General features: G+C 71.9%; 25 protein-coding genes. 4 read left to right on the forward strand and 21 right to left on the reverse strand.

Annotation, left to right across the window (positions count from 1 at the left end; translation table 11 throughout):
• Positions 1-27: 27 nt before the first annotated feature.
• Positions 28-552, reverse strand: a complete 525-nt coding sequence (locus tag GLX25_RS14680) for a DoxX family membrane protein (RefSeq protein WP_155843249.1) — start codon at positions 550-552, stop codon at positions 28-30.
• A 251-nt stretch (positions 553-803) separates the two neighbouring features.
• On the opposite strand from GLX25_RS14680, the gene GLX25_RS14685 reads away from it, so the two are divergent.
• Positions 804-2,108 carry a glycosyltransferase gene (locus tag GLX25_RS14685; RefSeq protein ID WP_155843251.1) on the forward strand — a complete coding sequence of 435 codons (1,305 nt, stop codon included), beginning with the start codon at positions 804-806 and terminating at the stop codon, positions 2,106-2,108.
• 62 nt (positions 2,109-2,170) lie between these two features.
• Here GLX25_RS14685 and nusB read toward each other — a convergent pair whose 3' ends face one another.
• The 13 genes from nusB to GLX25_RS14750 form a co-directional block, all read right to left on the reverse strand.
• A complete protein-coding gene (gene nusB / locus GLX25_RS14690) occupies positions 2,171-2,584 on the reverse strand; it encodes a transcription antitermination factor NusB (RefSeq protein ID WP_166548858.1) in 414 nt (137 codons plus the stop codon).
• Positions 2,584-3,147, reverse strand: a complete 564-nt coding sequence (gene efp, locus GLX25_RS14695) for an elongation factor P (RefSeq protein ID WP_155843253.1) — start codon at positions 3,145-3,147, stop codon at positions 2,584-2,586. The genes nusB and efp overlap by 1 nt, the downstream gene beginning before the upstream one ends.
• 76 nt (positions 3,148-3,223) lie before the next feature.
• On the reverse strand, positions 3,224-3,664 hold the full coding sequence (locus GLX25_RS14700) for a type II 3-dehydroquinate dehydratase (RefSeq protein ID WP_155843255.1): 441 nt from the start codon (positions 3,662-3,664) through the stop codon (positions 3,224-3,226).
• A gap of 48 nt (positions 3,665-3,712) precedes the next feature.
• The gene (aroB, locus tag GLX25_RS14705) at positions 3,713-4,795 is read right to left on the reverse strand and encodes a 3-dehydroquinate synthase (protein ID WP_155843257.1); all 1,083 of its coding nucleotides are present in this window, start codon (positions 4,793-4,795) and stop codon (positions 3,713-3,715) included.
• A complete protein-coding gene (locus GLX25_RS14710; RefSeq protein WP_271192376.1) occupies positions 4,792-5,340 on the reverse strand; it encodes a shikimate kinase in 549 nt (182 codons plus the stop codon). The genes aroB and GLX25_RS14710 overlap by 4 nt, the downstream gene beginning before the upstream one ends.
• Positions 5,333-6,544, reverse strand: coding sequence for a chorismate synthase (gene aroC, locus GLX25_RS14715; RefSeq protein ID WP_155843260.1), 1,212 nt, complete (start codon positions 6,542-6,544; stop codon positions 5,333-5,335). The genes GLX25_RS14710 and aroC overlap by 8 nt, the downstream gene beginning before the upstream one ends.
• A gap of 24 nt (positions 6,545-6,568) precedes the next feature.
• Positions 6,569-7,444, reverse strand: a complete 876-nt coding sequence (locus GLX25_RS14720; RefSeq protein ID WP_155843262.1) for a shikimate dehydrogenase — start codon at positions 7,442-7,444, stop codon at positions 6,569-6,571.
• A 6-nt stretch (positions 7,445-7,450) separates the two neighbouring features.
• Positions 7,451-9,055, reverse strand: a complete 1,605-nt coding sequence (gene mltG / locus GLX25_RS14725) for an endolytic transglycosylase MltG (RefSeq protein ID WP_166548859.1) — start codon at positions 9,053-9,055, stop codon at positions 7,451-7,453.
• A gap of 136 nt (positions 9,056-9,191) precedes the next feature.
• Positions 9,192-9,662 (reverse strand): Holliday junction resolvase RuvX, encoded by a 471-nt coding sequence (gene ruvX / locus GLX25_RS14730; RefSeq protein WP_166548860.1) that lies wholly within the window; start codon positions 9,660-9,662, stop codon positions 9,192-9,194.
• A 2-nt stretch (positions 9,663-9,664) separates the two neighbouring features.
• Positions 9,665-12,322: an alanine--tRNA ligase gene (gene alaS / locus GLX25_RS14735; RefSeq protein WP_155843268.1), complete on the reverse strand. Its 2,658-nt coding sequence runs from the start codon at positions 12,320-12,322 to the stop codon at positions 9,665-9,667.
• Positions 12,323-12,391: 69 nt separating this feature from the next.
• Positions 12,392-12,580: a hypothetical protein gene (locus GLX25_RS14740; RefSeq protein WP_155843270.1), complete on the reverse strand. Its 189-nt coding sequence runs from the start codon at positions 12,578-12,580 to the stop codon at positions 12,392-12,394.
• 137 nt (positions 12,581-12,717) lie between these two features.
• A complete protein-coding gene (gene rpsD / locus GLX25_RS14745; RefSeq protein ID WP_166548861.1) occupies positions 12,718-13,341 on the reverse strand; it encodes a 30S ribosomal protein S4 in 624 nt (207 codons plus the stop codon).
• Positions 13,342-13,526: 185 nt separating this feature from the next.
• Complete coding sequence (locus GLX25_RS14750; RefSeq protein WP_155843274.1) at positions 13,527-14,996, reverse strand: replication-associated recombination protein A; 1,470 nt, start codon at positions 14,994-14,996, stop codon at positions 13,527-13,529.
• A gap of 118 nt (positions 14,997-15,114) precedes the next feature.
• Here GLX25_RS14750 and GLX25_RS14755 point away from each other — a divergent pair, with 118 nt between their 5' ends.
• From GLX25_RS14755 to GLX25_RS14765, 3 genes are all read left to right on the forward strand, one after another.
• The gene (locus tag GLX25_RS14755) at positions 15,115-15,882 is read left to right on the forward strand and encodes a peptidylprolyl isomerase (protein WP_166548862.1); all 768 of its coding nucleotides are present in this window, start codon (positions 15,115-15,117) and stop codon (positions 15,880-15,882) included.
• 109 nt (positions 15,883-15,991) lie between these two features.
• Positions 15,992-17,224, forward strand: a complete 1,233-nt coding sequence (locus GLX25_RS14760) for a DUF349 domain-containing protein (RefSeq protein WP_271192377.1) — start codon at positions 15,992-15,994, stop codon at positions 17,222-17,224.
• Between the two features lie 156 nt (positions 17,225-17,380).
• Positions 17,381-17,965 carry a type IV toxin-antitoxin system AbiEi family antitoxin gene (locus GLX25_RS14765; RefSeq protein WP_166548863.1) on the forward strand — a complete coding sequence of 195 codons (585 nt, stop codon included), beginning with the start codon at positions 17,381-17,383 and terminating at the stop codon, positions 17,963-17,965.
• Here GLX25_RS14765 and GLX25_RS14770 read toward each other — a convergent pair.
• The 7 genes from GLX25_RS14770 to ruvC all read right to left on the reverse strand — a co-directional run bounded on the left by GLX25_RS14770 (position 17,935) and on the right by ruvC (position 25,822).
• Positions 17,935-20,190: a RelA/SpoT family protein gene (locus GLX25_RS14770; RefSeq protein ID WP_155843282.1), complete on the reverse strand. Its 2,256-nt coding sequence runs from the start codon at positions 20,188-20,190 to the stop codon at positions 17,935-17,937. The genes GLX25_RS14765 and GLX25_RS14770 overlap by 31 nt on opposite strands.
• Before the next feature lie 74 nt (positions 20,191-20,264).
• Positions 20,265-21,278, reverse strand: a complete 1,014-nt coding sequence (gene secF / locus GLX25_RS14775) for a protein translocase subunit SecF (protein WP_155843284.1) — start codon at positions 21,276-21,278, stop codon at positions 20,265-20,267.
• Positions 21,278-23,020 carry a protein translocase subunit SecD gene (gene secD / locus GLX25_RS14780; RefSeq protein WP_166548864.1) on the reverse strand — a complete coding sequence of 581 codons (1,743 nt, stop codon included), beginning with the start codon at positions 23,018-23,020 and terminating at the stop codon, positions 21,278-21,280. Before secD ends, secF begins: the two co-directional genes overlap by 1 nt.
• Positions 23,021-23,082: 62 nt before the next feature.
• On the reverse strand, positions 23,083-23,460 hold the full coding sequence (yajC, locus tag GLX25_RS14785) for a preprotein translocase subunit YajC (protein ID WP_155052134.1): 378 nt from the start codon (positions 23,458-23,460) through the stop codon (positions 23,083-23,085).
• A 69-nt stretch (positions 23,461-23,529) separates the two neighbouring features.
• A complete protein-coding gene (ruvB, locus tag GLX25_RS14790; protein WP_155843286.1) occupies positions 23,530-24,573 on the reverse strand; it encodes a Holliday junction branch migration DNA helicase RuvB in 1,044 nt (347 codons plus the stop codon).
• The gene (ruvA, locus tag GLX25_RS14795; protein WP_166548865.1) at positions 24,570-25,190 is read right to left on the reverse strand and encodes a Holliday junction branch migration protein RuvA; all 621 of its coding nucleotides are present in this window, start codon (positions 25,188-25,190) and stop codon (positions 24,570-24,572) included. Before ruvA ends, ruvB begins: the two co-directional genes overlap by 4 nt.
• Entirely contained in the window at positions 25,187-25,822 is a 636-nt protein-coding gene (gene ruvC / locus GLX25_RS14800) for a crossover junction endodeoxyribonuclease RuvC (protein WP_271192378.1), read from the reverse strand. The genes ruvA and ruvC overlap by 4 nt, the downstream gene beginning before the upstream one ends.
• Positions 25,823-25,827: the final 5 nt, after the last annotated feature.

Raw genomic sequence — 25,827 nt, forward strand, 5'->3', positions numbered from 1 at the left:
CTCCGATGTCGATCGGTGCCGCCGAGGTCACCGGCTTCCCGCCCGGCCGCGCAGGGCCCGCGAGGCGATGACGAGCGCCGCGGCGATGAGCACGACGTTCTTCGCGACGTACTGGCCGAGGAGCGTCGGACCTGCGGCCGTGACCAGCTCGTCGGTGAAGAACACGATCGGCGAGAGGATGCCGACGAACGCGATCGCCAGGACCACGAGGCCGAGCCGGGCGAATCGGCCCGAGATCAGCAGCAGGCCCGCCGTGGTCTCGATGACGGCCGTGAGCACGAGCGCGAGCTGCCCGCCCACGAGGCCGAAGGTGAGCACGCCCCAGGTCGCCTCGACGAGCGGCTCCAGGGGGCTCGCGCCGGGGATGAACTTCAGGGCGCCGAAGACGACGAACACGGCGCCGAGCGCGACGCGCAGGGCGGGAATGCTCCAGCGCTCGAGGAACGCCTTGAGGGCGCCCTCGGCGTCGGCGAGTCGGGTGGCGAGCGACCGGTGGCCGGCCGAACGACGGGTGCCGGCCTGCGAGAGGCCGTGCGCGGAGATGGTGGTCATGACGGGGTTGCTCCTTCCAGAGCGGTCGGGTGCTGGGTGGCGGAAGCCGCAGAATGCGACGTCTCCCAGTGAACGACCGGGCGCGATCCCGCGGATCAGTGCCGGCGCGGGAACCCGCGGAGGGACGTCCCCGTTTCCGGGCTCGGGCCCGCCCGGGTCGCGCCTCCGGGCGCGCCCGCAGTCGTCCCCCGTCCGGGGGATCCTGCTCGCGAGGGCTGGCCGCAGGCCCGCGGCACGTGCTGCAATGACCCATGGCCGACGTCATGATCGCCGTGATGCCCTTCGCGGGCCACGTGGCGCCGCTCGCCGCGGTCGCCGAGGCGTTCGTGGAAGCCGGCCACCGGGTGCGCGTCTACACGGGCCGTGCGTACGCGGACCGGTTCGCGGCGCTCGGCGCCGAACCCGTCCGCTGGTCGGCCGCACCCGACTTCGACGAGCACGACATCGCCGCGACCTTCCCCGCCCTGCGGGACAGGAAGGGTCCACGACAGCTGCTCGCGAACGTCGAGCACCTGTTCGTCGGCACGGGGGCGGCGCAGGGCGACGACCTCGTCGCGGCGTACGGGCAACGACCGTGGGACGTCATCGTCGCCGACGGCCTCAGCCTCGGCACGCACTTCGCCGCCGAACGCACCGGCACGCCGTCGGTCACCGTGAGCATCGTCCCGCTCTCGATCCCGACGCCGGAGCTCCCGCCGCCGATCCTCCCGCTCCGACCGGCGAGGGGACCCCTCGGCAGGATCCGCGATCGGGTCCTCAACTCGACGCTGACCCTGACGACCCGCGGAATCAAGCGCGCGTACGACGCGCAGCGCGCGGCGTCCGGACTGCCGCCGACCGATGCGCCGCTCGACGCCGCATGGCACTCCCCCGACCTCGTCTGCGCGTCCGGCGTTCCCGAGCTCGAGTTCCCGCGGTCCGGCTGGCCCGTGCGCATCGAGTTCGTCGGCGCGCTCGCCCCGACCGGATCGATCCGCCCCGATCCGCCCGACTGGTGGGCGCGGCTGCCCGAGGACCGTCCGATCGTGCACGTCACGCAGGGCACCCTCAACGTCGACCCCGACGACCTCATCCGGCCGGCGTTCGCGGCCCTCGGTCGTCAGCCGGTCTCGATCGTCGCGACCACCGGGCGTGCGGACGCACCCGACCTGCCGTTCCCGGCTCCGCCGAACGCCCACGTCGCCGGCCTCGTCGACTACGCGGAACTCCTGCCCCGGACCGACGCGATGATCACGAACGGCGGGTGGGGCGGCGTGCTCGCGGCGCTCGCCCACGGCATCCCGCTCATCGTCGCCGGCGGCGACATCGACAAGCCGGTCATCGCCGCGCGCGTCGCGTGGGCGGGAGCGGGCATCGACCTTCGCACCGGCACGCCGTCGCCGCGCGCGATCCTGCGCGCGTGGCGACGACTCTCGGCGGACCCGTCCTACCGGGAACGTGCAGAGGAGATCGGGCGCGAGCTGCGGGCGCACGACGGTCCGCGCGAGGTCGTCGCGCACACGATGGCGCTCGTCGAACGCCGCCGCGCGCAGCACCGGCCCGCGCCCGCGGCCTGACCTCCTGGGCCGACGTCGCCGGGCGTCGGTGCTCGGAGCTCCGGCACTCGACCGTCCGGACCTCAGCCCTTCGCGTGCGAGACGGCGGCGAGCAGGCCGTTGACGAAGCCGGCCGAGTCGTCCGTGGACAGCACCGTCGCGGCCTCGACCGCCTCGGAGATCGCGACCGGGTCGGGGACCTCGTCGTTGTACACGATCTCCCACACGCCGATCCGGAGGAGTGCGCGGTCGACCGCCGGCATGCGCTCCAGGGTCCAGCCCCGCGAGTGCGTGGCGATCAGCTCGTCGATCTCCTCGCGGTGGTCGACGATGCCGTCGACGATCTCGCGCGCATACAGCCACGACGCCTGCCGCTCGGGCTCGTTCACGGCCCGCTCGGCCTCGGCCACCAGCACCTGCTCGACCGGGACCTGGCGCATGTCGGCCGAGTAGAGCATGTCGAGGGCGCGCTTGCGCGCCTTCGTACGGGCGCTCACTAGTCGTTCACGCGGCCGAGGTAGTCGCCCGAGCGGGTGTCGACCTTGACCTTGGTGCCGGTCTCGAGGAACAGCGGGACCTGGATCTCGTAGCCCGTCTCGACGGTCGCGGCCTTGGTGCCGCCGGTCGAGCGGTCGCCCTGCAGGCCCGGCTCGGTGTAGGTGATCTCGAGCACGACCGACGCGGGGAGCTCGATGTAGAGCGGGTTGCCGTTGTTCAGCGCGATCGTGACCGCCTGGTTCTCGAGCATGAAGTTCTTCGCGTCGCCGACCACGGTCGCCGGGACGGTGAGCTGGTCGTAGTCGGTCTGGTCCATGAACACGAAGCCGTCGCCGTCGTTGTACAGGTAGGTGAAGTCGCGGCGGTCGACGTTCTCGATGTCGACCTTGGCACCCGCGTTGTACGTCTTGTCGACGACCTTGCCGGTCACGACGTTCTTCAGCTTGGTGCGCACGAACGCGCCGCCCTTGCCGGGCTTGACGTGCTGGAACTCGACGACGCTCCAGAGCTGGCCGTCGATGTTCAGGACGACGCCGTTCTTGATGTCAGCGGTGGATGCCATGGAAGTGCTTTCCGTTCGATGGAGGGGAAGTCTGCGGGCACGCCGAAGGGCGTGCGACTGGTCGAGTGTAGTCGACTCAGCTGGGCGATCGCAGGAGCCAGTCGACCGCGAGCCGGTACGAATCCGACCCGAACCCCGCGATGACGCCGGAGGCGACGCCGGAGATCACGCTCGTGTGGCGGAAGGCCTCGCGCGCGTGCGGGTTCGAGAGGTGCACCTCCACGAGCGGGATTCCGGCCGTCGTCAGCTGCGCCGCCGCGTCCCGCAGCGCGTAGCTGTAGTGCGTGAACGCTGCCGGGTTGAGCACGACCGGGAGCCGGCCATCCACCGCCTCGTGGATCCACCCGATGAGCTCGCCCTCGTCGTCGGTCTGGCGCAGGTCGATCTCCACGTCGTCGGGAACGGATGCCGCGAGGCTCGCGCCGATGTCGGCGAGCGTCTCCGATCCGTACACCTCGGGCTCGCGCGTGCCGAGTCGGCCGAGGTTCGGCCCGTTGAGGACGAGGATCGTGGTCATGCCGGAAGCCTAGCGGCGCGGCATCCGCCCGCTTTCGTCATGCAGGCGTCAGGACGCGATCTCCTGGTACGCGGCGAACAGCAGCGACTGGTCGGGTGCGAGCATGACCGTCGGCTTGCCGAGGTCGTCGAGCACGATGAACCGCAACTGGCCCGCCCGGGCCTTCTTGTCGCGCTGCATGGTCGCGAGGAGCGTGTTCCAGCGGCCCGCCGGGTACGACGTCGGCAGGCTCAGCAGGTCGAGCACCCGCTTGTGCCGATCGGCGACCTCGTCGGAGAGCCGCCCGGAGAGCCGGCCGAGCTCGGCCGCGAAGGCCATGCCGACCGCGACGGCCGCGCCGTGACGCCACTGGTAGCGCTCGGCGTGCTCGACCGCGTGCCCGAGCGTGTGGCCGTAGTTGAGGATCTCCCGGAGGCCCTGCTCGGTGAAGTCCTCGCTCACGACATCGGCCTTCATCTGCACGGCGAGTTCGACGACCCGCCGGAACTCGGGCGTCGTGGGGTCGGTCGCGACCTCCGGATCGGCCTCGATCACGTCGAGGATCTCGGGGTAGCGGATGAAGCCGGCCTTCACGATCTCGGCGAAGCCCGCGAGGATCTCGTTCTTCGGCAGCGTGTCGAGCACCTCGAGGTCGCACAGCACCTCGGCCGGGGCGTGGAACGCGCCGACGAGGTTCTTGCCCTCGTTGGTGTTGATGCCCGTCTTGCCGCCGACGGCCGCGTCGACCATGCCGAGCACCGTCGTCGGCACCTGCACGATGCGGACGCCGCGGAGCCAGGTCGCCGCCACGAAGCCCGCGAGGTCGGTGATCGCGCCCCCACCGAAGCCGACGATCACGTCGGTCCGCGTGAAGTCGGCCTGGCCGAGGATCTGCCAGCAGAACGCCGCGACCTCGACGCGCTTGGCCGCCTCGGCGTCGGGGACCTCCGCGAGGAGGACCTCGAACCGGTCGGCGAGTGCCTCGCGGAGCGCCGCGGCGCGCGCGCCGAGCGTGGCCGGGTGCACGACGAGCACCTTGCGGGCCGACGCGCCGATCGCCTCGGCGAGCCCGTCGACGACGCCGCGCCCGATGCGCACGTCGTAGCCCTCCTCGCCGCCGACCCTGATCACCGTCGCCTCGTGCGCGCTCATGCGCGTCCTCCTGCCCACTCGGTGATCTCCGCGACGATCCGCGCGACCGAGCGACGCGTGGTGTCGATGCTGAGGCCGGCGACCTCGTCGTACAGGGGACGGCGCTCCTCGCGGATGCGGATCCATCGCTCGATCCCGCCGTCCGCGAGCAGCGGCCTGGTGCCGCCGCTGAGCCTCGGGGCGACGGCCTCGGGCCGGACGTCGAGCCGGACCACCGCGAGGCCGGCGAGGTCGGCGCGCGTGTCGGCGTCGAGCACCGCGCCGCCGCCGAGCGAGACGACCGCCTCCTCGCGGAGCGCTTCGGCGACCACCTCGCGCTCGATCACCCGGAAGGCCGCCTCGCCCTCGCGATCGAAGATCTCGGCGATCGGGCCGTGGCGCTCGACGATGCGCTGGTCGGTGTCGACGAAGGGTGCGCCGACGGATGCCGCGAGCCGGGCGCCCACGCGGGACTTGCCCGAGCCCATCGGCCCCACGAGCACGATCGGCAGCGGCACCGGACGCCGGCCGCTCGGCGAAGCGCTCGGTGCGGCCGGCTCAGGCACGGACCGCGCCGTCGGCGACCTCGCTCGCGAGCGCGTCGGGGATCGCCGCGAGGTACCCCTCGAGGTTGCGGCGGGTCTCGCCGACCGAGTCGCCGCCGAACTTCTCGAGCACGGCGTTCGCGAGGGTCAGCGCGACCATCGCCTCGGCGACGACGCCCGCGGCCGGAACCGCGCACACGTCGGAGCGCTGGTGGTGGGCGGGCGCCGGCTCGCCGGTCGCGACGTCGATCGTGGGAAGGGCGTGCGGGACGGTCGCGATCGGCTTCATGCCGGCGCGCACGCGCAGCACCGTGCCGGTGGACATGCCGCCCTCGGTGCCGCCGGCGCGATCGCTCGCGCGCACGATCCGCCCGTCGGTCAGGTGCAGCTCGTCGTGCGCGGCGGAGCCGCGCCGCATGGTCGTGAGGAAGCCGTCGCCGACCTCCACGCCCTTGATGGCCTGGATGCCCATGAGCGCGGCCGCGAGCTGGGCGTCGAGGCGGCGGTCCCAGTGCACGTGCGACCCGAGTCCGGGCGGCAGGCCGTACGCGAGGACCTCGACGACGCCGCCGAGCGTGTCGCCCTCCTTGTGCGCGGCGTCGACCTCGGCGACCATGCGCTCGCTCGTGGCGGCGTCGAAGCAGCGGAGCGGGTCGGCGTCGAGCCGGTCGACGTCGGCCGGCATCGGCAGTTCGCTGCCCTCGGGGACCTGGACGGGGCCGATCGCGACGGTGTGCGAGACCAGGCGGACGCCGAGCTCGGCGAGGAACGATCGCGCGACCGCCCCGAGCGCGACGCGCGCGGCCGTCTCGCGGGCGCTCGCCCGCTCGAGCACCGGCCGGGCCTCGTCGAAACCGTACTTCTGCATGCCGACGAGGTCGGCGTGCCCCGGGCGCGGGCGCGTGAGCGGCGCTCCCCGGCCACGACCGAGCGCCTCCGCGTCGACCGGCTCCGGGCTCATGACCTGCTGCCACTTCGGCCACTCGGTGTTGCCGATCCGCAGCGCGACCGGGCTTCCGAGCGTCAGGCCGTGCCGGACGCCGCCCGAGACGGCGAGCTCGTCCTGCTCGAACTTCATGCGCGCGCCGCGGCCGTAGCCGAGCTTGCGGCGCGCCAGGTCGGCGCGGATGTCGTCGAGGGAGACGGGGATGCCTGCGGGGAGGCCTTCGAGGATCGCGACGAGTTCGGGGCCGTGCGATTCCCCGGCGGTGAGCCAACGGAGCATGACCACCATCCTCCCACAGCGGCGTCAGAGGCTCCGGCGCATGACGTCGAGCACGCGGGCCTCGTCGGGCAGCGGCTCGAACGGATCGCCCGACGCGAAGATGCGCACCTGGAGGAGCGCCTGGTGGAGGAGCATCCCGAGCCCGTGCGTCACCCGCCCGTCGCGTTCGAGCCAGGCGGTCGCGAGCGTCGACGGCCACGGGTCGTAGGCCACGTCGAGCAGCAGCGCCGCGCCGGCCAGCTCGTCGGACGGCACGACGCCGAGGTCGGAGCCGCCCGGCGCCGTGCTCACGACCAGGTCGGCGGATGCCACATCCGCGAGCTCCGAGAGCGGTCGCACCCGGACCACGAGCCCGAGCCGTCGCCCGAGGTCCTGGACGCCGACCGCCCGGTCGGGGTTCCGCACCAGCACGTCGACCTCGGCGGCGCCGAGCTCGGCGAGGGCCACGAGCGCCGACGACGCCGTCGCCCCGCCGCCGATCAGCACGCCGCGGTGCACCCGGCGCAGGTCGGCCTCACCGAGCGTCCGGACGATGCCGCCGATGTCGGTGTTGAACCCCTGCAGGGAGCCGTCGTCGGCGAACCGCACGGTGTTCGCCGCGCCGGCGAGGTCGACGAGGCGGTCGGCCCCGTCGAGGTGCTCGAGCACCTCGTGCTTCAGCGGCATCGTCAGCGAGAGGCCGCGCCACGCGGCATCCGCATCGCCTCGCACGCGCGCGAGGAACGCCCCGAGCTCCCCCGATCGCACCTCGATCGCGTCGTAGCGCCACTCGAGGCCGAGGCGGTCGTACGCCGACCGGTGCAGCGCCGGGCTCTTCGAGTGCGCGATCGGCGAGCCCAGCACGGCCAGCCGGACCGGTCGCTCCCCCGTCGTCGCGCTCGTCGTGCCGGGCGTCGCCATCGCTTGCTATCCGTTCTCGTCGAGGTAGCGCAGGAACTGCTCGACGGCCGCCTCGTGCTCCTCGAAGGTCGCGGAGAACACGGTCTCGCCGGTCTCGAGGTTCACCGTCACGAAGTACAGCCAGGGCCCGTCCTCCGGATGCTGTGCCGCGTCGATCGCGACGTCGCCCGGGTTGCCGATCGGCCCCGGCGGGAGCCCCGGATGCACGTACGTGTTGTACGGGTTCGAGGCGTCGGCGCGCTCGGCGTCGGTGGTCGTGACGAGGGTGTCGTCGCCGGTCCCGTAGTGCACCGTCGAGTCGAACTGCAGCAGCCGGGTCGGGAACTGGTTCTCGTCGAGGCGGTTCCGGATGACCCGGGACACCTTGTACGCATCGGCCTCGGACCCCGCCTCGCGCTCGATGAGGGAGGCGATGATCACGGTCTCCCAACGGTCCTCCGGCGCCACCCCGGCCTCGTCGAGCGACTGGAAGGAGCGGTCGACGAGCGTCTGCACGACCTCGTCGGCGGTGACGTCGGGCCCGAATGTGTAGGTCGCCGGGAAGAGGAAGCCCTCGACGCTCGTGGCCTCGGCCGGCAGGCCGAGGGCCTGCGGGTCGGATGCGGCGGCCTCGAGCTCCTCGATCGGGATCCCGGTCGCGGCCGACGCGTTCGCCAGGGCGTCGCGAGCCCAGAGCCCCTCCTGGATCACGAACGTGTTCTCGAGCTTGTTCTCGGGGTCGAGCAGCGCGTCCAGCGCGTCCGAGGCGCTCATCTGGTTCGCCATCCGGTACGCGCCGGGGTAGAAGATCGGCTGCTCGGACCGGCTCGTGACCTCCTCGATGAAGGCCTCCGACGAGGCGACGATGTCCTGCTCCTCGAGGTTGCCCGCGATGGTCTCGCCGCCGTCGCCCTCGTTGATCATGAAGACCACCTCGCCGGTGCCGGCGCCCGTGTAGTCCTCCGGCGGCTGGAAGCGCTCCATGAGCGACGTGATCGGCCCCTGGAGGAAGAACGCGGCACCGGCGACGAGCGCACCCAGCACGATCAGCGCGATGAGGCAGCCCCACGCGCCGCGTCGGCGGCGGTTCGGCTCTCGCTCGTGCTCCTCGAACTCCCATGCCGCGGCGGCGCGCCGGTCGGCGCGCGACGGGCGCGTCGCGTCGTCGTCGATGTCGGCGAACGGGTCCAGGTCGTGCGGGTCGGCCTCGGTGACGAGCCCGCGACCGCCGGTCGGCGGCCACTCCTCCGGCGAGCCGCCGGCGCGCCCGCGGGCCGGTGCGGCGGATGCCGCGGCGAGCGTGTCGTCGACGGCGTAGCGGGCATCGTCGTAGACATCGTCGTAGGCCTCGTGCCCGTGCACGCCCTCGTCGTCCCAGTGGCCCGCCTGCTCGCGCGCCGGCGACTGGACGGGGTGCTGGCCGGGCAACCCCATCGGGCCGGTCGCCGCGGCGCGGGCGGACTGCGGCGGCGGGACCTGCGGGCGGCGCGGGGCCTGCGCCTCGACGCGCCGGGCCTCCTGCGCGGCACGCCATTCGGCCTCGGCGACCCGCTCCGCCTCCTCGGCCGCGGCACGTCGGGCCTCGATGGCGGCCTCGCGCTCGGCGGCCTCCGCCGCCTGCCGCTGCTCCATCTCCCGCAGCTCCCGCCTGGTCCTCGGCGCGGGCGTCGGACCGGGTGCGGTGCCGCGATCGGCCCCGGAGGGGTCGGATGGCGACGGCACCGGCGCGGAGCCGTTTCGGCGCTCTGGGGGGAGCTGGGTCACGAGGTCAGGGGCCTTCCTCGACGGAGATCGTGCGTCCGGGGGCGGAACCCGATGCCCGTTCGGCATCGATGGCGTGTTGCAGAATGATAACGGCTGCAGCTTGGTCGATGATCGGACGCTGCTTCTTCGACGACTTGCCGGCCGAGCGCAGCGCCTGCTGCGCACTCACCGTCGACATCCGCTCGTCGACCAGTCGCACCGACGCCCCGGCCGCCGCGAGTCGCTCGGCGAACCCGACGGCGTCGGCGGTCGACGCGGTCGCCTGGCCGGAGAGCGAGAGCGGGTGCCCGACCACGAGCTCGACGGCCTCGAACTCGGCCGCGAGCTCGAGCACGCGACGGAGGTCGGTGCCGTCGTCGTCGGCGCTCCGGGCGACCGTCTCGACGGGCACCGCGAGGATCGCCGAGGGGTCGCACCGTGCGACGCCGATCCGCGCCCGGCCGACGTCGATGCCGAGTCGCGCGCCCGATCGCACGATCAGGCTCCCGATGCGGTCCGCGCGGCGCCGAGCGCCGCCGGGATCGCGCCGAGGTCGGTGCCGCCGCCCTGCGCGAGGTCGGGCTTCCCGCCGCCGCCGCCGCCGAGCGCCGCGGCCATGGCCTTCGCGATCGTGCCGGCGTTCGCTCCCGCGTCGCGCGCAGCCGGCGACGTCGCGGCGATCGCGAGCGGCTTCCCGCCGACCTCGCCGACGAGCGCGACGACGGAGGCCGCGTCGCCGAGCCGGCCGCGCACGGCCGTGGCGAGCGAACGCAGCTCATCGCCCGATCCGAGCCGGCCGACGGCCTCGGTCACGAGCAGCAGGTCGCCGACGCGCTCCGCCTTCGAGGCGAGGTCCGGGACACGGTCGTTCAGCGCCTTCGCCTCGAACGCCTGGATCTTCTTCTCGGCCGCCTTGAGGCTCGCGACGAGCTCGCCGACCCGGTCGACCAGCAGCTCCGGACGCGTCTTCAGCGTCCCGGTGAGCTCCTGCACGAGGGCGCGCTCGGCGGCGAACCGCTGGAACGCGTCCTTGCCGACGAGCGACTCGACGCGACGGTTCGACGCACCGACCGAGGACTCGCCGACGATGTTGATCATGCCGACCTCGGCACTGCGCGCCACGTGCGTGCCCGCGCAGAGCTCACGCGACCACGGGCCGCCGATGTCGACGACGCGCACGACGTCGCCGTACTTCTCGCCGAACAGCGCCATCGCCCCGAGGGCCTTGGCCTCGTCGATCGGCATCTCGCGCGTGACGACCTCGAGGTTCTCGCGCACGGCGCCGTTCGCGACCTCCTCGATCTCGCTGCGGGTCTCGGCCGACAGCGCCTGGTTCCAGCCGTAGTCGAGGCGCAGGTAGCCCGCCTTGTTGAACGAGCCGGACTGGTGCGCGGTCGGCCCGAGGACCTGTCGGAGCGCCGCGTGCACGAGGTGCGTGCCGGAGTGGGCCTGCGTCGCGCCGCGGCGGTAGTCCTCGTCGACGATGCTCGTCGCCGGGACCCCGACGCCGACCTCGCCGGTCGTCACCGACACGGTGTGGCTGATGAGCCCCTTGACGGGCTTCTGCACGTCGAGCACCTTCAGCTCGAAGCCGTCGCCGACGATGCGGCCCTGGTCGGGCGCCTGGCCGCCGGACTCGGCGTACAGGGACGTCTCCGCGAGGATGACCTCGGCCGTCTGCCCGGCGATCGCCGAGGCCACGGGTCGGCCGTCGACCAGGATGCCGAGCACGCTCGAGTCGGTCACGAGGTCGGTGTACCCCGTGAACACGGTCTCGCCCCTGGCGCGGAAGTCGCTGTAGACCGAGAGGTCGGCGAGCACCTTCTTCTTCGACTTCGCATCGGCCTTCGCGCGCGAGCGCTGGTCGGCCATGAGCGTGTCGAACGCCGGGCGGTCGACCGCGAGCCCGGCCTCCTCGGCCATCTCGAGCGTGAGCTCGATCGGGAAGCCGTAGGTGTCGTGGAGCAGGAAGGCGGTGTCGCCGGCGAGTTCGGCCGCGCCATCCGCCTTCGTCTTCGCGACCGCGGTGTCGAGGATCGCCGTCCCCGCCGTGAGCGTGCGGAGGAAGGTCGCCTCCTCGCCGAGGGCGAGCTGCTCGATCTGCGTGTAGCTCGTCGCGACCTCGGGGTAGGCCGCCTTCATCGCGTCGCGCGACGCCGCGAACAGCTCGCGGAAGGTCGGCCCCTCGACGCCGAGCAGGCGCATCGCGCGGATGCTGCGGCGGAGCAGGCGACGCAGGATGTAACCCCGGCCCTCGTTGGACGGCGTCACGCCGTCGCTCATGAGCATGAGCGACGAGCGGATGTGGTCGGCGATGACGCGCATGCGCACGTCGTCCTCGTGGTCGGCGCCGTAGCGACGGCCGGAGAGGCGCGCTGCCGCGTCGAGCACCGGCCGGACCTGGTCGATCTCGTACATGTTGTCGACGCCCTGCTTGATGAACGCGACGCGCTCGAGGCCCATGCCGGTGTCGATGTTCTTCTTCGGCAGCTCCTTCACGATCGTGAAGTCGACCTTCGACTTCACGTCGGCGATGAGGTACTGCATGAACACGAGGTTCCAGATCTCGACGTACCGGTCGTCGTCCGTGGCCGGACCGCCGTCGATGCCGTACTCGGGCCCGCGGTCGAAGAAGATCTCCGAGCAGGGGCCCGCAGGGCCGGGCTGCCCCGTGTGCCAGTAGTTCGTGTCCTTGCCGAGCCCCTGGATCCGCTCGTCCGGAAGGCCCGCGACGCGCTTCCAGATCTCGCGCGCCTCGTCGTCGTCCTCGTAGACCGTGACCCAGAGATCCTTCGGGTCGAAGCCGTAGCCTCCCTCGGCCTCGGAGGTGGTCAGGAGCTCCCACGCCGCCGTGATCGCCCCCTCCTTGAAGTAGTCGCCGAACGAGAAGTTGCCGTTCATCTGGAAGAACGTGCCGTGGCGAGGCGTCTTGCCCACTTCCTCGATGTCGTTCGTGCGGATGCACTTCTGCACGCTCGTCGCGCGCGGGTACGGCGCGGGGACCACGCCGGTCAGGTACGGCACGAACGGGACCATGCCGGCGACCGTGAAGAGCAGCGACGGGTCGTCGGACACGAGCGAGGCCGACGGCACGACCGTGTGGCCGCGCTCGGCGAAGAAGTCCAGCCAGCGCTGGCGGATCTCGGCAGTCTGCATGGTTCCGTTCTGGTTCGTGGGGATGGTGGAACGTCCCGCGCGTGGCGCGGGATGCGTCGCGCGCCGCGACTAGTGGTCGTCGGCCGCCCGGAGCTCGGCCTCGCGGGCGTGGTAGCCCTCGGCCACCGCGCGTCCGAACGCACGCGCCTTGGCGTCGATCCCCGAGAAGAACTCACGGCCCTGGGCCGTGCGGTTGACCTGGTGCGCGACGGCGAATCCGGCCGCGACGCCGACGGTGAACCACAGGATGCTCTTCACGTCTCACTCCTCGATGGGTCGTGCTCGCGCCGCGCGGTGCGCACGCATCTCCTCAGTCTAGGGCGTGCGACGGATGCCGCGGGGAGACGACGAACGGGGCCGCGGCGAACCGCGACCCCGTTCGGGCGTACCGCCGACTAGCGGGCGGCGTAGTACTCGACGACGAGCTGGACGTCGCACGTGACGGGCACCTCGGCGCGCTTCGGGCGACGCACGAGGGTGGCCTGCAGCTTGTCGAGCTCGACCTCGAGGTAGCCCGGGGTCTTGGGGAGCACGTCGACGTGACCGCCGGCGGCCGCGACCTGGAAGGGCTCGGTGCCCTCGGAGCGCTGCTTGACGCCCACGACCTGGCCCGGCTTCACGCGGAAGGACGGACGGTCGACGAGCTTGCCGTCGACGGTGATGTGGCGGTGCACGACGAACTGGCGGGCCTGCGAGATGGTGCGGGCGAAGCCGGCGCGGAGCACGAGGGCGTCGAGGCGCATCTCGAGCAGCTCGACCAGGTTCTCACCGGTCAGGCCGTCGGTGCGGCGGGCCTCGTTGAACGCGATGCGGAGCTGCTTCTCGCGGATGCCGTACTGGGCGCGCAGGCGCTGCTTCTCGCGGAGGCGCACGGCGTAGTCGGAGTCCTGCTTGCGCTTGGTGCGGCCGTGCTCACCGGGAGCGTACGGACGCTTCTCCATGTACTTGGCGGCCTTCGGGGTGAGGGCGACGCCGAGCGCACGGGAGAGGCGGGTCTTGCTTCGGGACTGGTTGGTCACGATGTCCTTTCGGAGGATTCTCAAACGGTGTGGTTCCGGGCGCGCTCGGCGCCGGAAAGACGATGTTCAGAGGGGTTCGCCACGGGGCGACCGGCTACAGGTCGCGTCCCTTCGCCGTGGAGACCGCGCAGCCGCACGCGAGAATCTGGCTTCAGGCCAGCGACGATCCTACCACGAGCGCCCGGTCAGCGCTGACCGCGCACGATCCGGCGCAGTTTCGCGAGCCGGGCCGACACCTCGCGCTCGTTGCCGTGCTCGGTCGGCGTGTAGTACACGGCGCCGCGGAGCGGATCGGGCAGGTACTCCTGCGGCACCACGCCGATCGGGTCGTCGTGCGGGTACGCGTAGCCCGTGCCGTGCCCGAGCCGCTTCGCGCCGGGGTAGTGCGCGTCGCGGAGGTGCTTCGGGACGCGCCCGGCACGGCCCGCCCGGACGTCGGCCAGCGCGGCGTCGATCCCGAGGTACGCCGCATTGGACTTCGGCGCGGTCGCGAGGTGCACGACCGCCTGGGCGAGCGGGATCCGCCCCTCGGGCATGCCGATGTACTGCACGGCGTCGGCGGCGGCGACCGCGACGCCGAGTGCCGTCGGGTCGGCCATGCCGATGTCCTCCGACGCCAGCACGATGATCCGACGGGCGATGAAGCGCGGGTCCTCCCCGGCCTCGATCATGCGAGCGAGGTAGTGCAGCGCGGCATCGACGTCGCTGCCGCGCACGGACTTGATGAACGCGCTGATCACGTCGTAGTGCTCGTCGCCGTCGCGGTCGTAGCGGAGGAGGGCGCGGTCCACGGCCCGCGCGACCACCTCAGGCGTGATCAGCGGGAGCGGCTGGCCGCCGGCCTCGACTCCGTCTCCCCCGGCGCCGTCGCTGTCGTCGTCATCGGCCGATCCGCCATCGGCCGATTCGCCTTCGGCATCGTCGTCGAGGCCATCGGCATCGCCCGAGGCATCCGCCGACGTCGCGTGCGCGGCCGCGCTGATGGCCGAGGTCGATGCCGCCTCGAGGGCGGTCAGCGCGCGTCGCGCGTCGCCCGAGGCGAGGCGCACGATGGCCGCACGCGCCTCCGACGCGAGCTCGACGCGGCCGCCGAGGCCGCGCGGGTCGGCGACGGCCCGATCGACGAGCATCCCGAGGTCGTCGTCGTCGAGCGTCTCGAGGGTGAGCAGCAGCGAGCGCGAGAGCAGCGGCGAGATCACGGAGAAGGACGGGTTCTCAGTGGTCGCCGCCACGAGGATCACCCAGCCGTTCTCCACGCCGGGCAGGAGCGCGTCCTGCTGGGCCTTGGTGAACCGGTGGATCTCGTCGAGGAAGAGCACCGTGGAGACGCCGTACAGGTCGCGATCGGCGCGCGCGGCCTCCATCACCTGCCGGACGTCGCGGACGCCGGCCGTCACGGCCGAGAGCTCGACGAACTTGCGCCCCGACGACCGCGCGATCGCCTGGGCGAGCGTGGTCTTGCCGGTGCCCGGCGGCCCCCACAGGATCACCGAGACCGCGCCGGACTCCCCGGTACGGTCGGCCGCGAGCGCCACGAGCGGTGACCCCGGCGTCAGGAGGTGCCGCTGGCCGGCCACCTCATCGAGGCTCCGCGGTCGCATGCGCACCGCGAGCGGGGTCGCGCCCGCACGCAACCCCTGGGCCGAATCCACCATGCGGACAGCGTAATCGCGGCGACCGACACCGCCCGCACCCGGACGGGCGGGCCCGATTCGCCCGGGCGCGCCGCGGTTGCGTAGGCTCTCCTCCGCAGGATTCCCCCGAAGGAGCAGCGTGGCAACGAACGACCGTCAGGCGCGCGAGGAGCGCTCGCGCCTCCGCACCTACCAGGCCCGCCAGGAGGTGCACCGCCGCGCGGTCCGCCGCCGGACGCGGGACAACGTGCTCGCCGGCATCGGCCTCGTCGTGGTGCTCGCACTCGCGACGGGCGCGCAGCTCTTCTACTTCTCCGGCGGCCCCGGCACGCCCGCGGCGGAGCCCACCCCCACGCCGACGCCGACGGCGGAGGCCGCCGAGGTCCCGTCGCCCGACCTCGCCGAGGGTCGCACCTGGGTCGGCGCGATCACGCTCAACGACACCGCGCTCTCGATCGAGCTCGACGGAGCCGCCGCGCCGCAGGGCGTCGCGAGCACCGTGAGCCTCGTCGACTCCGGGTTCTACGACGGACTCACCTGCCACCGCCTCACGACCGAGGGCATCTTCGTGCTCCAGTGCGGCGACCCGAACGGCGACGGCTCGGGCGGCCCCGGGTACAGCTACGGCCCCATCGAGAACGCTCCGGCCGACGACGTCTACCCGGCGGGCACCATCGCCATGGCCCGCCAGGGCGGGGTCGCCGAGAGCCAGGGCAGCCAGTTCTTCATCGTGTACGAGGACTCGACGATCCCCTCCGACGCCGCAGGGGGCTACACGGTGATCGGCCGCGTGACCGACGGGCTCGATGCGCTGCGAGCCGACATCACCGACCAGGGCGTCGCCGAGGACGCCACCGACGGTGCGCCGGTCCGGCCGGTGAGCATCACGTCGTTCGTCGTCGAGTGAGCGCGCGCGTCCGGGTCCGGTCGCGACCGACGCCGTCCCCGGGGGTGCAATAGGCTTGATGCCGTCATCCGCCGCGCACGCGGCATCCGCACGACGACAGGGTGGGTTCGTGACCGATTCAGCACAGCAACCGTGGGGCCGCGTCGACGAGACGGGCACCGTCTTCGTGCGGACCGGCGAGGGCGAGCGCGAGGTCGGGCAGTACCCCGATGCGACCCCCGAGGAGGCGCTGGCCTACTTCGAACGCAAGTACGCCGACCTCGCCGGCGCGGTCGGACTGCTCGAGCAGCGCGTGCGCCGCGGTGCACCGGCAGCGGATGTCGCCAAGGCCGTCGCCACCCTCCAGGCGAGCGTCGCCGACGCCCACGCCGTCGGCGACCTCGACGCGCTCACTCGCCGACTCGAGGCCCTGTCCGGCACGACGCAGGAGCTCACCGCGCAGCAGCAGGCCGAGGCGAAGGCCGCGCTCGCCGACGCGATCGCCGAGCGCACCCGCATCGTCGAGGAGGCCGAGGCCCTCGCCGCGCAGGACCCCGCGAAGACCCAGTGGAAGCAGACCTCCGCCGACCTCGACGCGCTGTTCGCGCGCTGGCAGCAGCACCAGCAGGAGGGCCCGCGACTGCCGAAGGGCGAGGCCAACGAACTCTGGAAGCGATTCCGCGCCGCACGCTCGACGATCGAGCAGCATCGGAAGGCGTTCTTCGCGGAGCTCGACGCCGCGCACCGCGAGGTGCGCCAGCGCAAGCAGCGGCTCATCGAGCGCGCCGAGGCCCTGGCCCCTCGCGGCGCCGACGGCGTCGTCGAGTATCGGGCGCTGCTCGACGAGTGGAAGCAGGCGGGACGCGCGGGCAAGAAGGTCGACGACGCGCTCTGGGCGAAGTTCAAGGCCGCCGGCGACGTGCTCTTCCAGGCCAAGGCCGAGATCGACGCGAAGGACGACGAGGAGTACCGCGCGAACCTCACGCAGAAGCTCGCACTGCTCGACGAGGCCGACGCGCTGCTCACCGCGAAGGACGCGCGGGCGGCACGGTCCACGCTGAACGGCATCCAGCGCCGCTGGGACGAGATCGGCCGCGTCCCGCGCGACCAGGTGCGCACCGTCGAGGACCGCCTGCGCAAGGTCGAGAACCACGTCCGCGCCCTCGAGGACGAGCGCTGGGAGCGCGACGACCCCGAGAAGAAGGCGCGCTCGGAGGGCATGCTCGGCCAGCTGCACGATGCGATCGCGAAGCTCGAGGCCGAACTCGCCGAAGCGGAGGCCGCCGGCGATGCCAAGGCCGTCGCCGAGGCGCGCGAGGCGCTCGATGCGCGCCGCGCGTGGCTCAAGGCCGTGGGCGGCTGAGCGTCCGCCTCCCTCGTCATTCGACCCGTCACCGCACCGCGGCGGCGGGTCGAATCCGTTCCGCTCGACTCCTGCACACCGGACCGGGTGGAGCGATCATCCACAACCTGCGGCATCGACGCCGTCGGTCTCGACGGATGCCGGAACATGGGTCGCATGGCGCGACTCCCCTCGGTCCTCGATCCGGACGACCTCCCCATGGCCGAGCTCTGCGCGGCGAGGCTCGATGGCGAGGTGATGCGGATCGGACACGGCTGGTGCCCGGTCGACGAACCCGACCTGCCGAGCCTCCGCGCTGCTGCGGTGGCACCGGGCCTGCCGTCGCCGTTCGTGATCGAGCGCCGTTCCGCCGCGTGGGTGCACGGCGCGCTTCCGGTGCCCCCGCCCGTCGCGGAGTGCTGCGTGCCGCACTCCGCGCGCGTGTCGACACGCTCGCTGCCGGCTGGGATGCTGCTCCGCGAAGTCGCGATCACGGCCGCCGACATCGTCGTGATCGGCGGCGTCCGCTGCACCAGCCCCGACCGGACGGCCTTCGACCTGGTCCGTGAGGCGGAGCCGGTTCCCGGCGCCGTGGGCATCGTGGCCGCACTGTTCGCAGCGGACGCGGACGCGGCCGGACGCGTCAGGTCGCGCCTGGAACTCGCGCACCGGCTGCCGCACAAGGCGGCCGCGCTGTCGCGCCTGGCCGCAGCCGAGGACGCCGCGGCGGATCAGCCGTCGCTGACCCGGTACACGTCGTAGACGGCGTCGATGCGGCGGACGGCGTTCAGCACGCGGTCGAGGTGCGTGGTGTCGCCCATCTCGAAGACGAACCGGCTGATCGCGAGCCGATCGGCGGAGGTGGATACGTTCGCCGACAGGATGTTCACGTGATGCTCGCTGAGGACCCGGGTCACGTCCGAGAGCAGCCCGGCACGATCGAGGGCCTCGATCTGGATCTGCACGAGGAACACGCTCTTGGAGCTCGGCGCCCACTCGACATCGATCATGCGATCGGGCTCGCGGAGCAGCGACTGCACGTTGTGGCACGACGCCTGGTGCACCGAGACGCCCGAGCCGCGCGTGATGAATCCGATGATGTCGTCGCCCGGCACCGGCGTGCAGCACCGCGCGATCTTGACGAGGATGTCGGGCGCGCCGCGCACGAGCACGCCCGAGTCGCTGGTCCGCGGGAGCGGTCGCGAGCGGACCGGGATCGCGGGCAGTTCGGGCTCGTCGGCATCGTCCACGTCGCGCACGAGCGCGATGACCTTCTCGATGACCGACTGCGTCGAGACGTGCCCCTCGCCGACGGCGGCGTACAACGCCGAGACGTCGTCGTAGCGCAGTTGGGCGGCCACCTCGGCGAACGACTCCTGGCTCATGAGCTTCTGGAGCGGGAGGTTCTGCTTGCGCATCGCGCGCGCGATCGCGTCGCGGCCGTGTTCGATCGCCTCGTCGCGGCGCTCCTTGGTGAACCACTGGCGGATCTTGCTCCGCGCGCGAGGGCTCTTGACGAAGGTCAGCCAGTCCTTGCTCGGTCCCGAGTCGGGATTCTTCGACGTGAAGACCTCGACGACATCGCCGCTCACCAGCTCGCTCTCGAGCGGCACCAGCCGACCGTTGACCTTCGCCCCCATCGTCCGGTGACCGACCTCGGTGTGCACCGCGTAGGCGAAGTCGACCGGGGTCGCGCCGGCCGGCAGGCCGATGACGCGGCCCTTCGGGGTGAAGACGTAGACCTCCTTCGCGCCGATCTCGAACCGCAGCGAGTCGAGGAACTCGCCGGGATCGGCCGTCTCGGCCTGCCAGTCCGAGATGTGGGCGAGCCAGGCCATGTCGGCGTCACCGCGCGTCGTCCCGCCGTCGGCATGGCCGGCAGCCATCCGCTCCTTGTACTTCCAGTGCGCCGCCACGCCGTACTCGGCGCGCTGGTGCATGTCGTGCGTGCGGATCTGGATCTCGACGGGGCGGCCCTTCGGCCCGATCACCGTCGTGTGCAACGACTGGTACAGGTTGAACTTCGGCGTCGCGATGTAGTCCTTGAATCGTCCCGGCACCGGCGTCCAGCGCGCGTGGATCGAACCGAGCACGGCGTAGCAGTCGCGGACCGAGTTCACGAGGATGCGGATGCCGACGAGGTCGTAGATGTCGTCGAAGTCCCGACCGCGGACGATCATCTTCTGGTAGATGGAGTAGTACTGCTTGGGCCGACCGACGACCTTGCCGCGGATGCGCGCCGCCTTGAGGTCGTCGGAGACGAGGTCGATGACCGACTGGACGTACTCCTCGCGCTGCGGGGTGCGCTGCTTGACGAGGCTCTCGATCTCGGCGTAGAGCTTGGGGTACAGCACCGCGAACGAGAGGTCCTCGAGTTCCCACTTGATGGTCTGGATGCCGAGGCGGTGCGCGAGGGGCGCGTAGATCTCAAGCGTCTCGGTCGCCTTGCGCGAAGCGGAGGCCGCGGGCACGAAGCCCCAGGTGCGCGCGTTGTGCAGGCGGTCCGCGAGCTTGATGATCAGGACGCGGATGTCCTTCGACATCGCGACGATCATCTTGCGGACGGTCTCCGCCTGCGTCGAGTCGCCGTACTTGACCTTGTCGAGCTTGGTGACGCCGTCGACCAGCATCGCGATCTCGTCGCCGAAGTCGGCGCGAAGCTGATCGAGCGTGTACGCGGTGTCCTCCACGGTGTCGTGGAGGAGGGCGGCTGCGACGGCCTTCGACCCGATGCCGAGGTCGGCGAGGATCTGGGCCACCGCGATCGGGTGCGTGATGTACGGCTCGCCGCTGCGCCGCTTCTGGCCCTCATGGGCGCGCTCGGCGACCGTGTACGCACGCTCGATGACCGAGAGGTCGGCTTTCGGATGGTGCATGCGCACCGTCCGCATGACGCTGTCGACCGCCCCGGCGGGCAGCGCCTTGGAGAAGATCCGTGGCACGAGTCGACGCAGTGACGCCGTCGAGTTGACACCGGTATCGGTCATGAGCCCCGCACCTCCAGACCTCAATTATCACCGCTTCCGAAACGGTCGCGCGCCATCGAGGTCCGGAGGACGCTTCAGGCGACCGGCAGGGCCTCGGCCGTCGACCCGCCCGCGCGCTCCCGCTCCTTGAGCACCTTCTGGTCGTGGCGCTTGATCGCGGGCTCCCCCTCGCGCAGCTGCGAGTAGAGCGGCGCGGCGATGAAGACCGTGGACCAGGTGCCGACGAGGATGCCGATGAGCAGCGCGAGCGAGATGTCTCGCAGCGTGTCGGCGCCGAGCACGCCCGCACCGATGAACAGGATGGCCGCGACGGGCAGCGCCGCCACCACGCTCGTGTTGATCGAACGGACCAGCGTCTGGTTCACGGCGAGGTTCACCGACTCGGCGAACGTGCGACGCGACTCCTGGCCGTCCTCCGACGTGTTCTCGCGGATCTTGTCGAAGACCACGACCGTGTCGTAGAGCGAGTAGCTGAGGATCGTCAGGATGCCGATCACCGCCGCCGGGGTCACCTCGAAGCCGACCGCGGCGTAGAGCCCCGCCGTCACGACCAGGTCGCCGAGGAGCGACAGGATCGCGGCGAGCGACATCTTCCATGTTCGGAAGTACAACGCCATGATGACGGCGGCGAGCAACAGGAACGCTGCGAGGCCGAGGAGCGCCTGCCTGGTGATGTCCGCACCCCAGCTCGCGCCGATGAACGAGGAGGTCACCTCGGACTCGGGCACGCCGTAGGCATCGGCGAGGACCGCGGTGAGTTCGCGCGACTCCGCCTGCTCGAGCTGGTCGGTCTGCACGCGCACGCCGTCCTCGCCCACGATGGTCACGCGGGCGACGGCTCCGGGGACGACCTCGGCGACCGCGTCGATCGCGGGCTGCTCGGTCGCGTTCTGGACTCCGGAGATCTGGAACTGCGAGCCGCCGCGGAACTCGATGCCGAAGTTGAAGCCGCGCACGACGGGGATGAGCACCGAGAGGATGATGAGCACGGCCGCGACCGTGTACCACTTCTTGCGCCCGCCGACGAAGTTGAACGAGCGCTTGCCCGTGTAGAGGTCGTTGCCGAACGTGGTGAGTCGGTTGGCCATCAGGACTCCTTGCTCTCGCCGGCGCCGACGGTGGCGTCGGCCTGCGCGGCCTTGCGCTCGGCGATGGTCTGGCGCTTCTGCGCCTCGCGCGAGCTGGATGCCGCCTTCTTCGCCGGGACGGCGACCGGCTTGCGGAACTCCGCGCGGCCGCGGTAGACCGCGCCGAGCGCCTGCGGGTCGAGCCCCGACCACGAGTGGCCGCTGGAGAAGAACCGCGTCTGCGCGAGCAGCTGCAGCATCGGATGCGTGAAGAGGATCACGACGATGACGTCGATGATCGTGGTCAGGCCGAGCGTGAACGCGAAGCCGCGAACGCTGCCGACCGCGAGGATGTAGAGGACGACCGCCGCGAGCAGGTTCATCGACTTCGACGACAGGACGGTGCGCAGGGCGCGCTTCCAGCCCGCCTCGACGGCCCCGACGAGGGGCCGGCCGTCGCGCAACTCGTCGCGAACGCGTTCGAAGTAGACGATGAACGAGTCGGCCGTGAAGCCGATCGCGACGATCAGGCCCGCGATGCCGGCCAGCGACAGGCGATAGCCCTGGTACCAACCGAGGATCGTGATCATCAGGTACGTGATGACACCGGCGATGATCAGCGAGGCGATCGTCACCGAACCGAGCGCGCGGTACTGGAACAGCGTGTAGATCACGACGAGGATGAGGCCGATGATGCCCGCGATGAGGCCCGACTGCAGCTGCGAGGTGCCGAGCGTCGCGGAGATCGTGTCGGAGGATTGCACCTCGAAGCTGATCGGGAGGGCGCCGAACTTCAGCTGGTCCGCGAGCGCCTTCGACGACTCCTGGGTGAAGTTGCCGGTCACCTGCGGACGACCGTCGGTGATGACGCCGTTCATCTGCGGCGCCGAGAGCACCGCGCCGTCGAGCACGAATGCGAACTGGTCGCGAGGCGTCTGGCCGTTGAGTGCGAACAGCCGCTGGCTGACCTCCGAGAACGCCTCGGTGCCGCGCTCGTTGAAGACGATGTTGACGGCCCACTGGCCGGTGGTCGCACCGGTCTGCGTCTGGACCATGCCGTTGGTCGCGTCGACGATGTCCTCACCGCTGACCTCGACCGGACCGAGCAGGTACTTGATGGTGCGCGTGGAGTCGCAGGTGACGAGCGGCTCGTCGGACGGGGCGACGTTCGCCCCGCTCTCGTCGAGCGTCGCGCAGTCGAACGTGTCGAACTCGTCCTGCAGGGCGGGCGTCACCCAGTTCGGGTCGCTCGCGTCCGTCGGCTCGACGCTCGGCGTCGCGGAGAGCTCCTCCTCTGCGCCGTCGGTCGGCTCGGGGCTCTCGCTCGGGTCGATCGACTGGTTGGTCGCGGCATCCGCGAGCAGCACCGGCCGGAGCTCGAGCTTCGCCGACGACTCGATCCGGTTGCGCGTCTGCTCGTCGAGCTCGCCCGGGATGGCGACGACGACGTTCTGGCCGCCCTGCGTCGTGATGTCGGCCTCGGAGACACCGGACGCGTCGACGCGCTGGCGGATGATCGAGACCGCCTGGTCGAGCTGCTCCTGCGACACGGTCTCACCCTCGGCGACCTGCGGCGCCAGGATGATCTGCGTGCCGCCCTCGAGGTCGAGCGCGAGCTTCGGCGTCCAGGAGCCGCCGCCCCAGATGACGCCGGCCGCGTTGATGCCGAACAGCGCGACGATGAGGACGCCGAGCCAGGTCAGTGATCGCACGGCCTTCCGGACGGGCGTCGGTCGCGAGGACCGCTTGGATGGTGCAGCCACGGTTGTGCCTTCTCTGCAGGGAGCCCGCGCAGCATCGCGCGGGCAGAGCTATGGGGTGGGCCTCAGTCGTCCGACTTCTTGGTGTCGGGCGTCTCGTCGTTCGGCGACTCGTCGACGCGCTCGCCGAACTCGGGCTCACCCTCGATCGCAGCGGCAGCCTCGGCGGGCGCCTCGACCGGCTCCACCACGCGGGCGATGGTCTGGCGGTGCACCGTGAGGACGGTGCCCGGCGACGACTCGAGCTCGACGCGGTTCTCCTCCTCGTCGATCGAGAGGATGGTGCCGAACACCCCGAAGTTCGTCATCACCGTCGCGCCCGGAACGACCTTCGTCTGCAGTTCGCGCTGCTCCGCCTGGCGCTTCCGCGAGTTCCGGAACATGAAGAAGATCAGCACCGCCAGGACGGCGAGCATGATGAGAGTCAGCGGATCAAGGACCATGGGGTGGGAACCTTCCGGTGTGCGCGCCATGCGCACGATCAGGGGCGGGGTGGCCGGAGCCTCAAAGGATTATAGGTCATCGATGGGCAGCGCCACCCCGGTGCCCTCGGCCTCGCGGACGAGTCCGAAGTGGCGCCAGGCGGCGGGCGTCGCCATCCGACCGCGCGGGGTCCGGGTGACGAGGCCGATGCGCACGAGGAACGGTTCGACGACCGCCTCGATGGTCTCGGCCTCCTCTCCCACGGACACGGCGAGCGTGTTGAGGCCGACGGGACCGCCGCCGAACCTCGTGAGGATCGTCATCATCACGGCGCGATCGAGGCGGTCGAGCCCGACCGGGTCGACGTCGTAGAGCTCGAGCGCGGCGCGCACGGCGTCGATGTCGGCCCGCCCGCCGTGCACGAGCGCGTAGTCGCGCACTCGGCGCAGCAGGCGGTTCGCGATGCGCGGCGTTCCTCGGCACCGTCCGGCGATCTCGGCGATCGCCGCCCGGTCGATGTCGAGCCCGAGCATGACGGCGGCTCGCCCGAGGACCTGCTCGAGCTCGGCCTCGTCGTAGAACTCCAGGTGGGCGGTGAAGCCGAAGCGATCGCGCAGCGGGTTCGGCAGCAGGCCCGCGCGCGTGGTCGCCCCGACGAGCGTGAACGGCGCGAGGTCGAGGGGCACGGATGTCGCCCCAGCGCCCTTGCCGACCATGATGTCGATGCGGAAGTCCTCCATCGCGAGGTACAGCATCTCCTCCGCGGAGCGAGCCATGCGGTGGATCTCGTCGATGAACAGCACCTCGCCGGGGACGAGTGAGGACAGGATCGCCGCGAGGTCGCCGGCGTGCTGGATCGCGGGGCCGCTCGACATGCGGAGCGGCCGGCCGCCCTCGTGCGCGACGATCATGGCGAGCGTCGTCTTGCCGAGCCCGGGCGGGCCGGCCAGCAGGATGTGATCGGGGGTCCGCTGCTGCATCGCGGCGGCCGACAGGAGCAGCTGCAGCTGCCCTCGAACGCGGGTCTGCCCCACGAACTCCTCGAGGCTCCTCGGCCGCAGCGCGCCTTCGAACGCGAGCTCTGCCTCGGAGGCGAGTTCGGGATCGGTCAGGTCGAGGTCGTCATCGGTCATCGCGCCCGCGCCCCCTGCTGCGCCGGGCCGAGCCGGGCGAGCGTGAGCCGCAGCAGGACGGGCACCGAGGTCGCGGCCGAGTCATCCGCCGTCTCGAGCGTCTCGGCGAGCGCCTCGCCCGCGAGCTTCTCGGACCAGCCCAGGCCGGTCAGCGCGGCGAGCACGTCGTCGGCCACGCCGCCCGTCGCGACGGGCGCGCCACTCGCGGCGACGGCCGGCGCGACGAGCTTGCCCGACAACGAGACGGTGATGAGCTTCGCGGTCTTCGGCCCGATGCCGCTGACGCGTCGGAACGCGGCGTCGTCGTCGGCCTGCACCGCGCGGGCGACGTCGGTGGGCGACATCGCCGAGAGCACTCCGAGGCCGGACTTGGGCCCGACGCCCGTGACGCCGATGAGCAGCTCGAAGACCTCGAGTTCGTCTCGCGAGGCGAAGCCGAAGAGGGTGAGCGAGTCCTCGCGGACGACGAGCGACGTGTGCACGATGACCTCGTCGCCGACCCGGCTCGCGAGCACGAAGGCCGGCGTCGCGTTGACGAGGTAGCCCACCCCGGAGACCTCGACGACGAGCGAGCTGCCGGAGGCATGCAGCACGCGGCCGCGGAGTGAGGAGATCACTCCTTCACCCTACGGGCTGCCCCCGACACGGCCGCGGCGCGCTCCGCGGCGAGCCACGCCTGCTGGGCGGGCGTCAACGCGCCGCCGGATGCCTCGCCCCCGGCCCGCGCCGCCGCGCCGGCGCCGCCCCGGGCATCGGCGATCGCGGCGCCCGCGGCTCCCCCGGTGCGCCAGGCGTGGCAGATCGCGAGGGCGAGGGCGTCCGCGGCATCCGCCGGCTTCGGCACCGCCTCGAGCCCCAGGATGCGCGCGACCATCGCGCCGACCTGCGCCTTGTCGGCTCGGCCGTAGCCGGTGATCGCCGCCTTCACCTCGCTCGGCGTGTGCAGCGCCACCGGCAGCGCGCGACGAGCGGCGATGAGCATCGCGACGCCCGAGATCTGCGCGGTACCCATGATCGTCGACACGTCCGATCGCGCGAAGACTCGCTCCAGTGCGACGGCCTGCGGCCGATGCTCCTCGAGGATCGCCTCCAGCCCGTCGGCGATGCGCGCCAGGCGCCTCGGCGTGTCGAGGTCGGCCGGCGATCGCAGGACCACCACGTCGACGAGCGTCGCCGTGCGGTTCGGCTCGACGTCGACCACGCCCACGCCGCAGCGCGTGAGTCCCGGGTCGATGCCGAGCACGCGCACGGCGA

This window comes from Agromyces luteolus, assembly GCF_009729855.1.
Classification (GTDB): Bacteria; Actinomycetota; Actinomycetes; order Actinomycetales; family Microbacteriaceae; genus Agromyces; species Agromyces luteolus.